Annotated in this window: 13 protein-coding genes; 5 read left to right on the top strand and 8 right to left on the bottom strand. The window is 43.3% G+C overall.

Annotated features, from left to right (window positions below; translation table 11 throughout):
* Positions 1-411: 411 nt before the first annotated feature.
* Entirely contained in the window at positions 412-681 is a 270-nt protein-coding gene (gene rpsO, locus BS636_RS03870; RefSeq protein ID WP_004637724.1) for a 30S ribosomal protein S15, read from the top strand.
* 250 nt (positions 682-931) lie between these two features.
* A complete protein-coding gene (gene pnp, locus BS636_RS03865; RefSeq protein WP_171266057.1) occupies positions 932-3,019 on the top strand; it encodes a polyribonucleotide nucleotidyltransferase in 2,088 nt (695 codons plus the stop codon).
* Between the two features lie 460 nt (positions 3,020-3,479).
* Here the strand turns inward: pnp and BS636_RS03860 are convergent, their stop codons facing one another.
* From BS636_RS03860 to BS636_RS03825, 8 genes are all read right to left on the bottom strand, one after another.
* Positions 3,480-3,743 carry a YdcH family protein gene (locus BS636_RS03860; protein ID WP_099337595.1) on the bottom strand — a complete coding sequence of 88 codons (264 nt, stop codon included), beginning with the start codon at positions 3,741-3,743 and terminating at the stop codon, positions 3,480-3,482.
* An 83-nt stretch (positions 3,744-3,826) separates the two neighbouring features.
* The gene (locus tag BS636_RS03855) at positions 3,827-4,156 is read right to left on the bottom strand and encodes a chaperone modulator CbpM (protein ID WP_099337594.1); all 330 of its coding nucleotides are present in this window, start codon (positions 4,154-4,156) and stop codon (positions 3,827-3,829) included.
* Entirely contained in the window at positions 4,137-4,448 is a 312-nt protein-coding gene (locus tag BS636_RS03850; protein WP_150128991.1) for a hypothetical protein, read from the bottom strand. Before BS636_RS03850 ends, BS636_RS03855 begins: the two co-directional genes overlap by 20 nt.
* Before the next feature lie 349 nt (positions 4,449-4,797).
* Positions 4,798-5,262, bottom strand: a complete 465-nt coding sequence (locus BS636_RS03845; RefSeq protein WP_099337592.1) for a DUF2147 domain-containing protein — start codon at positions 5,260-5,262, stop codon at positions 4,798-4,800.
* A 278-nt stretch (positions 5,263-5,540) separates the two neighbouring features.
* Positions 5,541-5,990: a DUF2147 domain-containing protein gene (locus tag BS636_RS03840; protein WP_099337591.1), complete on the bottom strand. Its 450-nt coding sequence runs from the start codon at positions 5,988-5,990 to the stop codon at positions 5,541-5,543.
* Positions 5,991-6,203: 213 nt separating this feature from the next.
* On the bottom strand, positions 6,204-7,079 hold the full coding sequence (hslO, locus tag BS636_RS03835) for an Hsp33 family molecular chaperone HslO (RefSeq protein WP_099337590.1): 876 nt from the start codon (positions 7,077-7,079) through the stop codon (positions 6,204-6,206).
* 50 nt (positions 7,080-7,129) lie between these two features.
* Entirely contained in the window at positions 7,130-8,983 is a 1,854-nt protein-coding gene (locus BS636_RS03830; RefSeq protein WP_099337589.1) for a cation:proton antiporter, read from the bottom strand.
* A gap of 41 nt (positions 8,984-9,024) precedes the next feature.
* A complete protein-coding gene (locus BS636_RS03825; protein WP_099337588.1) occupies positions 9,025-11,247 on the bottom strand; it encodes a primosomal protein N' in 2,223 nt (740 codons plus the stop codon).
* A gap of 150 nt (positions 11,248-11,397) precedes the next feature.
* On the opposite strand from BS636_RS03825, the gene gspF reads away from it, so the two are divergent.
* From gspF to BS636_RS03810, 3 genes are all read left to right on the top strand, one after another.
* Complete coding sequence (gene gspF / locus BS636_RS03820) at positions 11,398-12,603, top strand: type II secretion system inner membrane protein GspF (protein ID WP_099337587.1); 1,206 nt, start codon at positions 11,398-11,400, stop codon at positions 12,601-12,603.
* 91 nt (positions 12,604-12,694) lie between these two features.
* Positions 12,695-13,162, top strand: a complete 468-nt coding sequence (gene gspG, locus BS636_RS03815; RefSeq protein WP_099337586.1) for a type II secretion system major pseudopilin GspG — start codon at positions 12,695-12,697, stop codon at positions 13,160-13,162.
* 284 nt (positions 13,163-13,446) lie between these two features.
* Positions 13,447-13,782: a hypothetical protein gene (locus BS636_RS03810; protein ID WP_099337585.1), complete on the top strand. Its 336-nt coding sequence runs from the start codon at positions 13,447-13,449 to the stop codon at positions 13,780-13,782.
* Positions 13,783-13,840 lie beyond the last annotated feature (58 nt).

Here is a 13,840-nt window from a genome sequence, read left to right as displayed (position 1 = left end):
AGAACAATAAATAATAAAAAAATAATGAAAAAAGAAGAAACTACAGCGCACAAGAAGCCCGGGACCTCTCGGGCTTTTTTTTATGCTGGAATGAAATTGATCTTTGCTTCTAGTCAATGAATAGAGAGGTGAGCGGTGTTGCATCTGATTAGAAGAGTTGGGCATTTTTCATAATCATTAGCTCAATATCTAAAGCAGTTCGGTAAAGCTTTATCCTGTAGATAAATGACCTGCTTCCAATGAACTGATTAATCTTATATAGGGGTATGCGTAGTCGCATATCTATTTTTGCAATCTAACGCAATTTCCCTTAAAATATGCAACTTGCTGTAGTGATGCACGGCAGTCAGTGTTCTGAATTCTCATTACATTGATTTTTATCAAGATATATAAGCATCTCGGAGAAATCGAATGGCTTTAACAAACGCAGATCGCGCAGAGATCATCGCTAAATTCGCTCGCGCTGAAAATGACACTGGTTCACCAGAAGTTCAAGTAGCTCTTTTAACTGCTCAAATCAATGACTTACAAGGTCACTTTAAAGAGCACAAACACGACCACCATAGCCGTCGCGGTCTAATCCGTATGGTTAACCAACGTCGTAAGCTTCTTGACTACCTAAATGGTAAAGACCACGGTCGTTATGTTGCTTTGATCGGTGCTTTAGGTTTACGTCGTTAATTCGATTTAAGCTTTATTTTCGGGTTTATTGCATGCATTGTGCTTTACAGCTGAAAACTAAAGTCGGCTTGGCTTTTTAGTCAGGCCTAGGGAAGGGGCGAATGTTCGCTCCTTCTTTGTGTTTAAAATTAGTGTTTATTTCTGGTGAGGTCGGCTTCTAAGCTTTGTCATTTACTCGTTCAAATGGACGTGAATGCCAAACCTTAGGGGTCTCCACTAGAATAAAATCAGGAAAAAATAAAACATGTCGATGTTTAATATTGTTCGTAAAGAATTCCAGTTTGGTCAGCACCAGGTGGTTCTTGAAACTGGTCGTGTTGCGCGCCAGGCAAATACTGTTGTAATTACTATGGGCGGCGTAACAGTACTGGTTGCTGTTGTTGCTCAACCAACTGCTAAAGCAGGTCAAGACTTCTTCCCACTTACTGTGAACTACCAAGAAAAGCAATATGCTGCAGGTCGTATCCCAGGTGGTTATGGTAAGCGTGAAGGCCGTCAGTCTGAAGCTGAAACTTTAATTTCACGTCTGATTGACCGTCCAATCCGTCCATTGTTCCCAGAAGGTTATTACAATGAAATCCAGGTAACTGCGACTGTAATCTCTTCTGACAAAACTATGGAAGCTGACATCGCTGCGATGTTAGGTACTTCTGCTGCACTTGCAATCGCTGGTACACCATTCCGTGGTCCAATCGGTGGCGCACGTGTTGGTTTGATCAACGGTGAATATGTTCTTAACCCGAACTACGAGCAAATGGCTCAGTCTGACCTTGATTTAGTTGTTGCAGGTACAGAATCTGCAGTATTGATGGTTGAATCTGAAGCGAAAGAACTTTCAGAAGACCAAATGCTGGGTGCTGTATTGTTCGGTCATGACGAAATGCAAATCGCGATTCAAGCGATTAAAGAATTTGCTGCTGCAGCTGGTGCGAAAGAATCAACTTGGGTTGCTCCAACTAAAAACGAAGATCTTCGTGCAAAACTGAAAGAAGCTTTCGAAGCGAAAATCTCAGAAGCTTATACAATCGCTGTTAAACAAGACCGTTACGCGGCTCTTGATGCAATTCAAGCAGAAGCAGTTGCTCAATTCGTTCCTGAAAATGACGAAACTGGTATCGTAGACGACTTGAATGAATTGTTTGAAGATCTGAAATACCGTACAGTACGTGACAACATTCTATCTGGTAAGCCACGTATTGACGGTCGTGATACCAAAACTGTTCGTGCGCTTGACGTACAAGTTGGCGTATTAGACCGTGCTCACGGTTCTGCATTGTTTACACGTGGTGAAACTCAGGCGTTGGTAACAACAACTTTGGGTAACACTCGTGATGCGTTGATGGTTGATACCCTTGCAGGTACGAAAACTGATAACTTCATGCTGCACTATAACTTCCCTGCATACTCTGTGGGTGAAACTGGTCGTGAATCTGGTCCTAAACGTCGTGAAATCGGTCACGGTCGTCTGGCGCGTCGTGGTGTTCAAGCCGTTCTTCCTGCAGCTGACCGCTTCCCGTACGTGATCCGTATCGTATCTGACATCACTGAATCTAACGGTTCATCTTCAATGGCTTCTGTATGTGGTGCTTCTCTATCACTTATGGATGCAGGTGTGCCAATTAAAGCACCAGTTGCGGGTATCGCAATGGGTCTTGTGAAAGAAGGTGAACGTTTCGCAGTGCTTTCTGACATCTTGGGTGACGAAGATCACCTTGGTGACATGGACTTTAAAGTAGCGGGTTCTGCGAACGGTATTACTGCACTTCAGATGGATATCAAAATCGAAGGTATTACTGAAGAAATCATGGAAGTTGCATTGAACCAGGCTTATGCAGGTCGTATGCACATCCTGAATGCAATGAACCAAGTGATTTCACGTGCTCGTCCAGAAATCTCTATGCACGCGCCGACTTTCCAAGTGATCACTATTAACCCTGACAAGATCCGTGACGTGATTGGTAAGGGTGGTGCGACTATTCGTCAAATCACTGAAGAAACTAAAGCAGCGATTGATATCGAAGACAACGGTACAGTACGCGTATTTGGTGAAACTAAAGCTGCTGCACAAGCTGCGATTGCTAAAATCCAGGCGCTTACTGCTGAAGTTGAACCAGGTACCATCTACACTGGTAAAGTGATTCGTATCGTTGAATTTGGTGCGTTCGTCAATATCATGCCAGGTACTGATGGTCTGCTGCACATTTCTCAAATCTCTAACGAGCGTATTGCCAATGTTGCAGACGTATTGAAAGAAGGTCAGGAAGTGAAAGTACAGGTTGCTGACGTTGACAACCGTGGCCGTATCAAATTGACAATGAAAGACATCGAACAAGCATAATTCGATCACTTTTTAAGTCTGAAAAAGCCTGCTTCATGCAGGCTTTTTTATGTCTGGAATTTATAAAATCAAAAATGGAGCGGATTTGAATAGGGGGAAATCTATTAAATTTATATTTTAAAATTTAAATGAAGCCAGCATTTTAAGAGGAAACTAAGTATAAAAACTAAATCCTCATAGCTACGATTATTTATTTAAATTTTATTTTGACACCAAAAAGCTATCATCAAATTAAAGTTCATTTTAATTTAATCTACTTCCACAAAAGATGTGATCTAAACAATACAGACTTTAGTCTTTCGTCTATGAACAAAGTGTTTTCTACTGATTGTTCAGACTAAATTGGATTATGGAACTTTTATAGAAAGCAGGAAGTATTATCACGATCACTTTATGCTTAGAAGCTCTGTTAGATTCCTAGAGCATAATCTTCCTGCCTTTAATCCCTAACCATCTTAAATCAGGTCAAAGGATCTACCTCCGAATTCTTGAGTAATCGATAGATCTCATCTTTTAACTTTAATTTTTTCCGCTTGATTGCTTCGATGTCTGTATTAATCAGATTCACAGGGTCTAAGGCCAGCTGAGCAATCTGTCGATCCAGTTCATCGTGTTCTTCAAAAATCCGTGCGAAATACGGATTTTCATCCCGAAGTTGGGTAATGAGGTCACGGTACTCGGGAAACATGTACTTTAATTTTTTATTGCAATCTCTGGTTTTCATAATCAGGTATAAACTCAAAAAAATAATGTAAGAATCCCCGAACCATCTCAGTGTCAGCTGAGACAGACCAGGGGGTGGGGCTGTTATTTGAAGTGCAGATGTTTCACTTCGCGACGTAGCTGTTGAACTTCATCAATCAGATCCAGCATCATGGCGACAGCACTAAAAGATGCATCAAAATCACGTTGCAGTCGGTAAGCACGTTGTGCCCGGGTGACATCTTCACCGATGAAATGAAAAGAAGTGTTACGACTACGGTTGGGTAAAATTCCATGTTCCATCAGCTGCATCACCCATTCCGGGCTTTGTCCACATGCTTCTGCAAAATGGCTGAGATCAAATTGATGGTCGTCCATGATTTCTGAGGGAATATAACCCTGAGAAAAGTTTTCTTTATATTGAATGGTGGTCATGGCCTGCTCCTTGAATATCCAGATTAAAGTCATTGATGTAAATCGGATCGAGGGCATGTTGTAATAGATAGGGTTTGAGGTAATGCCTGAAATCAGATTTCCCATGATTCAATATATGAGTGGCAGCATTGAAAAAGCTGCCGGAGGTACAAAACCTGCTTAAATTTGGGCTGGGCAGGTGGCGAAATAAAATTGGCTGATTTTTACCATGTAATGACAGCTGTTTTGCTGATAGGCGTTCGAAGATGCTTTTAGCTGCATGACCCTGTTTCTTATTTTTATTTTTGAACATTTCTATGCCGTGACCCGATATCAATAAAGGGTCAGGTGATCGTTGGAGCAAAGAGTCATGCGATCTGAACATAGTAAATGGATAAAAAATAACCGTGTTCGATCCATTATTCTAAGTTTTAGTGCACTACAACAGTGAAGATTTGTACCTTATTGTTTCAAGAAATGACAAAAACGCCTTTAGAAAAAAGTAGATGAAAATAAGTTTGGTAATATCAATATTTTAGCCAAGTGACAGTTCATCGGATAATTGCACATTTAAGTCGCAAGCATAGAGTCAGACATTTGTTCTCCATTCTCACCTGCAAATAAAAAAGCCCGAGATGGGCTTTTTGAACTAAGAACATTTCTTAGTTTTTGATCCAGGTCATATTACGTCCGACCGGTGAGCCTTCAGTGCGGCTATGAATTGCCAGATGGCGACCATTATTTTTTAGACGGGCACGTGCTTGATACAATTGTCCTGAGACGGGATCGAGCAGGGTGCCATTAATAAATTCATTGTCATGTTCTGGATGGCTGCTCAGACCTTTCAGCATAGTCAGTCCAACCAGAGGCTGATCCTTGAGAGCGCCTGTGCATTGAGTACAGTTTTGTTGTCGGGTTGCTCCCGGAGCCTCACGTACATTTACAATCTTGGCAATATAGCGATCTTTAGCATCCTTGCTGATGATGACATCTGCCAGAGAATAACCGGTACGGTCATCAATGGTTTTCCATTTCCCAACCAGTGGATCATTGTTAGCAGAGACTGACATGCTGATCGTGACCGCTGCTGCAAAAATCATGGAACAGAACAGTTTTAATTTCATCATCACATATCCCCCAAGTACTAAAAAGCTTTTAAATTGATAAAGGCATAAAAATATTATGGGATTAATATAGCGTGAAAAATATACTAAATACCAGTGAATAATCAATTAAATTTCTAAAAAATTAAGAATTAAATTAATGAAAAATCACATTAAATGAGGAATGTGGGATGGGGTTGGTATTTAAGTGATATGAGTATTGAAAACAAGAAGGATTTAAAGCTGTCCAAATGATTAGGTCTCTTTAGACAGCCTTAAAGATCAGAATTTATTAAAAGTGTTCAGTGTACTTTCACCCATGAAACGGTACGTCCTAGTATGGGTGTCCCGACATAACCACGTAACGTCAACACATTGCCACGTGAGTTGAGTTTTGCCTTGCTTTTATAAACATTTCCTGTCAATGGGTCGAGGATCGAACCATTGATGAATTCATTTTTCTTGTGTGGATCCGGTTTTAAGCCGGACAAGACAGATAAGCCAAGAATAGGCACATCTTTCAGCGCACCAGTACATTTGGAACAATACGTATTGGCAGGACGGTTTGGAATCGCATGAATGCGAACCACCTTACCATTGTAGCTACCATCGTTCAGTTTGCTAATTTCAACGTCAGCACGTGCATAGCCGGTCTTGTCATCGATGGCTTTCCATATGCCGGTGATTTCAGTTGCATAACTTAAGCTCTGAACAGCACATAGCGCCAACCCCCTCCAATATTGAAATTTCATTTAAAGTCTTCCGTTTGTTTTTCGATTTTTATTTTGCTTTTAAAGCACCGTTGATATTTTTGACTTTATCGGCGCGCAGATTTTAACCATATTGCAAGTTCGAAATAAAGTGCATTTATCTTCTTTTATGGAAAAATTAGGTCATTGTTTATGAGTATAAAAATAAAAAAGCACTCATATTGAGTGCTTTTTTATTAGGGGGAATACTTGTAATTAACTCAGGTGTTCACCGAACAGCCCCAATGCTTCTTCAGCAGTAAAAGTATATTGGCTGTTACAGAATTGACAGTCCATTTCGATTGGATTCTGGAATTCTAAAGTTTCACGAACAGATTCAACACCGATCTGTTGCAATGCAATCGCACAGCGTTCTTTAGAACAGGTACAGCCGAATTTCAGCTGTTCTGCTTCAGGTAGACGCACTTCTTCTTCGTTATACAAACGATAAAGGATTTCATTGGCGTCCAGGCTCACCAGCTCTTCCGTCTTTAGGGTTTCAGTCAGCATGGTCAGACGTGGCCAGAGGTCTTCATCAACACGGCGCTGTTCTTCTTCGCTATTACGCGGTAAAAGTTGGATCAGCAGACCACCTGAACGTTTCTGGTCACTTGCCAGTACAATACGGGTTGGAATCTGTGCAGACAGATCATAGTACTGCATTAAACAGCCAGCCAGGTTGTGTTTATCCAGTGGTACGATACCTTGATAACGCTCACCAAATTCAGGCTCAATATTGATGAACAGTACTGGGCTGGTTAAGGCTTTTAGAACTGTGCTGCTGTCTTCTGCTGCCTGGAAGCGTGGATCTTCCTCATAGTCAGCCAACGCACGCACTTCACCACGATGGTTACATTCCGCCATCGCCCATTTAAAAGTGCCCGAAGCCTGAATTTGCAGGCTGATGCGACCTTTAATTTTCAAAGTACTTGCCAATAGGGCAGTCGCACTGAGCATTTCACCCAACAGGATTTGTACTGCAGGAGCATAGTCGCGCTGCGCTAGAATTGTTTGTAAAGCTTCTTGAAGATGCACTACTTCACCACGAACAGGGCTATCCTCAATAAAAAAGCGTTGGCGTAAATCAGACATAAAATTCTCCATAACCCTGCTTTAATGGTGACACTATTGTAAAACACAAGTTATGACAGATCATCTGTTATGGCATCAATTCCTGTGGCGTTGATATTCTGTTGCTTCTGTATTGGATTTATTACACTTTTACGATGTTGATCCTGCTCAAACAGGTAGCTTAATTCCGACATGCTGCTGTGATGTTGAGCGCGTAATGACTCATTACCGTATTCTGCTTGTTGTTGTGCTTTCAGCAAGGTTTCATCATATTGACGGAATTGCAGAATAGCCTGTTCAGCTTCTTCGACAGATTGATGAGTCTCTGCCAATAATGACTGGGTCAGCGCTAAAGCAGAAAGATAAGTTTCACGGAAAATCTGTTCTACACCCAGCTCATGCAGCAAATGTGCATGATGACGATCTCGGGCACGTACCCATAATTTCAGATTCGGATAATTCCAGCGCAAATGGCGTACTACCAACAAAGAATCCTCAATATCATCAATCGCAACAATTACCTGATCTTTGGAAGCAATATCTACCAGTTGTAATACAGAAGTTTCGGTGGCATCCACCTGATAAAAAGGAATCTCCTGCTCTTTAAGCAGATCAGTCGCTTCAACCGTACTGTCCATCACGCTAAATTTGAGCCCTTGCTGATGAAGCACACGTGCCACAATTTGCCCAAAGCGGCCAAAACCAATCAATAAAATTGGTGTAGTAACTAAAGTCTCTGCTGGGATATCAAAGTCCGCGACTAGATGATGCGAACGATCTAAGCGCGGTAAAATCTGTCGATCGAGCAACCAGTAGAGTGCTGGTGTCATTAACATCGATAGCGCCAGCATATACAGTAGCGGTGACAGCAAACTGATATTTAAAATGCTGTGAGTAATGGCGATCGTGAGTAACACAAAGGTAAATTCGCCGCCCTGAGCCAGGCTAACCGCAGTCAAAGTACTGGTACGCCAGCTGTTCTGATAATAACGGGCAAACGCCAGACTAATCATAAATTTACTCAAGATGATCAGCAGGGCACCACCGATGATTAGTCCAGGTATCTGCACGACATCACTTAGCTGGATCGACAGACCAATACTGATAAAACTCAAACCGATCAATACACCATGAAAAGGTTGAACTGCATTTTCAACATGCGGTCTGAAATCAGAATCGGCCAGCAGTATTCCAGCGAATAATGCGCCTAAATATAGGGTCAAGCCTAGCGTCTGCATCAGCACCAGTAAGCCGAGTGTCACAAAAATAGCAACAAGAGCATGCAGGTCATGACTAGAGCTTCTGGCAATCCAGCGATACAGCGGTTGCATCAAATAGCGATTACACAGAAACAGTCCGGTAAAGGTTGCGATAATCGCAGCGAAATAAGCCACGCCATGTTCAGTCGAACTTACCCCTGAAAATAATGGAATGATGGCAATCAGCGGAATCAACACCAGCGCTTGAATTAATAGGCTGATATAACTGAGCTGACCATGGGAAGTCATGAGTTGCTCTTGTCGCATCAGATGTTGAATACTTAAGGTCATGGCAGACAGGCTGCCAGCCAATCCAATAACGACACTCGTAACGAGATTTTGCTGTAAAAAAATAGCAGCGCATAAGGTTAGAACGCCACCTGACCCTAAGACCAGTACAGCAGTTGAAATCCAGGCAGATTGTGGCATCTGGACGAAGCGTTGCGGTCGCAACTGTAGTCCCACCCAGAACAGGAGAGACAGAATGCTAACTTGTATCAGGATTGACTGTAGTTCGGGATCAGTAACGAGATTCAGTGCTCCCGAACCAAGCACCAGACCTGTAAATAAATAACCAAGTACTGCTGGCAGTTTCAGATACCGGGTCATTGGCACAATCAGCAATGCTGCCGCCAGAATGAATGTAATTTGCAACAGTATCGACATGTTCAACCTTAAATCTTATTTCCGTGTTGCAGCAGGTAAAACTAGCTTAGTTCTTGTGGATCGACGTCCAGACTCAGCTTCATTGAAGAAGGCTTATCCTGCAGCATGGCTTGCCACCATGCCCTGACATAATAGTGCAAACGCGCACGGTCTGCCGAAAGCAGTACCATATGCGATTGATAGCGTCCTGCTTTACGTTCCATCGGTGCCGGAATAGGTCCCCAGATCTCCAGCTGCAGGTCCTGATACTGCCTCAAGACCGCAGCATGTTTCTGTAGGAATTCAGTATTTAATGTCTGATCACGTGATTCGCAGCGAATCATCACCGCATAGCGGTAGGGCGGCATCCGGGCAATCTGACGCTGTTCTAAAGTCTGTTTAGCAAAAGCCCGATAGTTATCCGTGACCAGGGTATTGAGCAAAGCATGGTCGGGACGTAAGGTCTGTAAATAGACATCGCCTTTACGTTCACCACGCCCGGCACGTCCCGCCACCTGTACAATCAGCTGAGCGGTGCGTTCTGTAGCACGGAAGTCCACACTGAGTAAACCAGAATCGATATCTAAAATGGCGACCAGCGTAACATAAGGAAAATGGTGACCTTTAGCCAGCATTTGCGTACCGAGCAGAATGGCGGGTTCACTTTTTTGAATCTTGTCATAAATTTTTTGCCAGCTGCCGACCCGACTGGTGGAATCACGGTCCACACGAATGACTTCATGATCGGGAAATAATTCATTCAGCTGTTCTTCGACCTTACCTGTCCCCATCCCGAGTGTTTTGAGTTCGGTATGATTGCAGCTTGGGCAATGGTCTGGCATACGGTGCAGCGTACCGCAATGATGGCAATGCAGATGTTGATAAGGCTGACGATGTACAGTGAAATTGGCATCACAGTTTGGACATTGTGCCTGCCAGCCACAGCTATCACAAATCAGCACTGGTGCATAACCGCGACGGTTCAGGAAAACCAATACCTGTTCCTTTTTCTCCAGACGCTTACGTATTTCTTGAATCAGATGCAGGCTGATGCCATGCTGCTTCTGCGCCACTTTCAGATCCAGAATATGAATCTTTGGCATTAATGCCGTACCAGCACGTTGATTCAGTTCCAGTGCCTGCATTTTGCCATTTTCTACCAATGCATAGCTGTCAATGCTTGGTGTCGCTGAACCGAGTAATACTGGACACTGCTGCAAATGACCGCGATATAAGGCGACATCCCGGGCATGGTAACGGAAGCCTTCTTGCTGTTTAAAGGACAGATCATGTTCTTCATCCAGAATGATCAGCCCCAGATTCGGCATCGGGGTATAAATTGCCGAACGGGTACCCAGTACAATCGAGGCTTTACCAGTTTCTGCCGCCTGCCAGGCTTGCAGGCGTTTAGAGTCATTGAGGCCAGAATGTAGCAGGGCAATATGACAATGGAAACGCGACTGGAAACGACTAATGGTTTGCGGAGTCAGGCCAATTTCTGGAACTAACACTAAAACCTGTTTGCCCTGTTTCAGCACCTTTTCCATGATCTGCAAGTAGACTTCGGTTTTGCCGCTACCGGTCAGGCCATCCAGCAAAAAAGCCTGATATTTGTTCTTAAATTTCAGCACCTGTTGAATAGCATGCTGTTGTTCCAGATTCGCTGTCAGTGGCATCTGCGCAAGTTGAACGGGTTGTGGGCTAAAGTCTTGAGCTTCCAGCACACATTCACAAATGCCTTTTTTCTCTAGGGCTTTCAGGATGGCCGTTTCTACACCCGCCAGATTTAGTACGGTTTCCGTGGTGCCAACTGGATGCAGTTTCAGAATTTTATAGGCTTCTTGCTGACGCTCGGAACGGCGAACTTTGGCTTCAGCCTGATCATCTAAAAGTTTCCAGTTCCGGGCCAGCAGGTTATAGGGTTTGCCTTGACGGAGCAGGGTGGGTAGGGCACTTTGCACCACCTCACCAATTGGAAATTGGTAATACTGCGCTGACCAGTTCAAAAGATTCAGCACCTTGGTATCAATCAGTGCTCGATCATCTAATAACTCAGTAATATCTTTGAGTTTAAAGCTAGAATCGAGAGGAGCATCTGGTGGCAGTTTTTCCATAACGACCCCAACCAGATTCTGCCGACCAAACGACACCGCCACTCGAGCACCGACCTTAGCCTGCTGGTATTGCTCCGCACTTAAGCTGTAATCAAAGCAGTCAAACAGATGAACAGGAACAGCGACACGAACGCGATAAACCGGAGGAGTCGAGGCTGGGTGATCTGACATGGGCAAGTGAGGCATCCTGATGAATTTTCGTCGTGCTAAAAAGGCAGTTGTGTTAGAGTGAGCAGATATTTTATATCTAAGAATATGAATGATTTTGATGGTCTGACGCAACTGCGTTAGGGCAATTTTTGGGAAAATTAGAGCATTACAATGCCAGCATATCAATTTATTGCGCTTGATGCCTCGGGTAAGCAGCAAAAAGGCGTACTGGAAGGAGATTCTGCACGTCAGATCCGTCAACAACTTCGGGATAAAGAATTGATCCCGGTGTCTGTTGATCCAGTCGAGCAGAAAGACAAGCACCATCGACCGCGCTGGTTTGAAAAAAGCATCACAGCTTATGACCTGGCACTCATGACCCGGCAATTATCAGTGTTGGTTGCCGCTGGTATTCCGCTGGAAGAAGCCATTCGCGCCGTCGGCAAACAGAGCGAAAAGGCACATGTACAGAACCTGTTGATGTCAGTGCGCTCTAAAGTGCTGGAAGGGCATAGTCTGGCGCAGGGTTTACAGCAATCTGGACGTTTTCCAGAGCTGTATATTGCCACGATTGCTGCCGGTGAACGTTCCGGGCATTTGGATCTGATCATGGATCAGCTGGCGGACTATACCGAAAACCGTTTTGCCATGCAGAAGAAAATTCAGGGAGCGATGATCTACCCAATCATTCTGCTGTTGATGTCTTTTGCGATAGTGATGGGGCTGATGACTTATGTGGTCCCGGATATCGTCAAAACCTTTGATCAGAGCAAAGATGCCTTGCCATGGATCACGGTCGCACTGATGAAGGCCAGTGATTTTATTCGTATGGCCTGGCCTTTTCTATTAGCAGGTAGTGCCGTCGGTATTTTCCTGTTAATCCGCTTCCTACGGACCACCGCTGGACATTATGCTTTTGATCGCCTGACTCTGAAATTGCCACTATTTGGAAAATTATCGCGTGGTATTAATGCCGCCCGTTTTGCTAGTACCTTGTCGATTTTGACCCGTTCTGGCGTACCACTGGTCGATGCATTGAAGATTGGAGCAGCGGTGAGTAATAACTGGGTCATTCGTGATGCGGTCAATCTGGCGGCAGAAAAAGTCACCGAGGGGGGCAACTTAGCGACTCAGCTGGAGCGTAGTGGTTATTTTCCACCGATGATGGTACAAATGATTCGAAGTGGTGAATCTTCAGGCGAATTGGACCGGATGTTGGAACGGGCATCGACCATGCAGGACCGTGAAGTAACCACGCTGATTTCAACCTTATTGGCTTTACTGGAACCGCTCATGCTGGTACTCATGGCGAGTATTGTGCTGGTCATTGTGATTGCGGTGATGCTGCCAATTGTAAATATGAATAATATGATTTAAATCTGATGTGGGTAGAATTCCAATTATAGAAAGCTCCAACAGATTTTCGAAATTAAGTAATGAGAGACATGGAATGAAAAGGACTGAGATGATGAATGAACAGTTAGGTTCTTCAAAAGTAGGCTCACGTATGGCACGCATTAAACATGCTTCAGGTTTTACCCTGATCGAAGTAATGGTCGTAATTGTGATTTTGGGTGTATTGGCTGCACTAATAGTACCAAACGTGATGGGTCGTGGTGAAAAAGCCAAGGTTGATACTACAGTGATTAAACTGCAAAGCGTGGCTGGTTCTCTGGACCAATACAAGCTGGACAATGGTAAATATCCAAGCATGCAGGAAGGTGGCTTAGATGCTTTAGTGAATAAACCAGCATCTGCAAAGAACTGGTTACCGGGTGGCTATGTCAAAGGTGGTTATCCGAAAGACAGCTGGGATAATGAATTGCAATATGTCGCTCCAGGTACTGACGGTCGTCCATTTGATCTTTATTCATTTGGTGCGGATGGCCAGTCTGGTGGTGAAGGTACCGATGCAGATATTTATTATCAACCTTAATTGAGAATTATTATAAGTTTCTCATTTATAGAATATATCACTTCACTTAATTGGGTGTCTCAATATTAAGTGAAGTGATAATAACTCTTAATACATAAATATAATCTAAGTCTATGAATTTTAAATTAATATAATAATTAATTCTATTTGATAGTTATAATAAGAATTATTCCCATATCTATCGATTACAATTATCGTAAAATATGAATAAATATAGACTTTTCATTTTTATAAAAAAGCTCATAATCATTTCAATGGCACATATTTAGCCAAAGGAGATGAGCATGAAAGCATTAATCGTAGGAGATGAAATCAACCAGTTTCATTGGTCAATGCTGAAATCTGTCTTTTTGGTTTTAAGCATTCTTCCGGCGAGCCAAGGCATTTTGCATTTATGGCAAAGCACTGAAGGCAGCAGTCAGATTATGGTGGGCTTCTTTGCCTTGAGTTTGATGAGTAGCTTATTGGCTTTGTGCTTCTGGTCAGCGCTGAAAGCCAGCGTGATGGATGTGAAACAACAAGAAATTTCATCCTTTGAGCGTGGGGTGGTGCAGTTGTATCGTTATATACCGATGCTGTCATTGGCCAGCATGTTGTCTTATCTTGCTGTACAGATTTGATTATCTCTCCAAATAAAAAAACCGAGGCTTATGCCTCGGTTTTTTTATAGCTCCTCCC

It is taken from the genome of Acinetobacter sp. LoGeW2-3, from assembly GCF_002688565.1.
GTDB lineage: Bacteria > Pseudomonadota > Gammaproteobacteria > Pseudomonadales > Moraxellaceae > Acinetobacter.
Note: the sequence above shows the minus strand (reverse complement) of the source record. Positions and strands in the feature narration are given on the sequence as shown.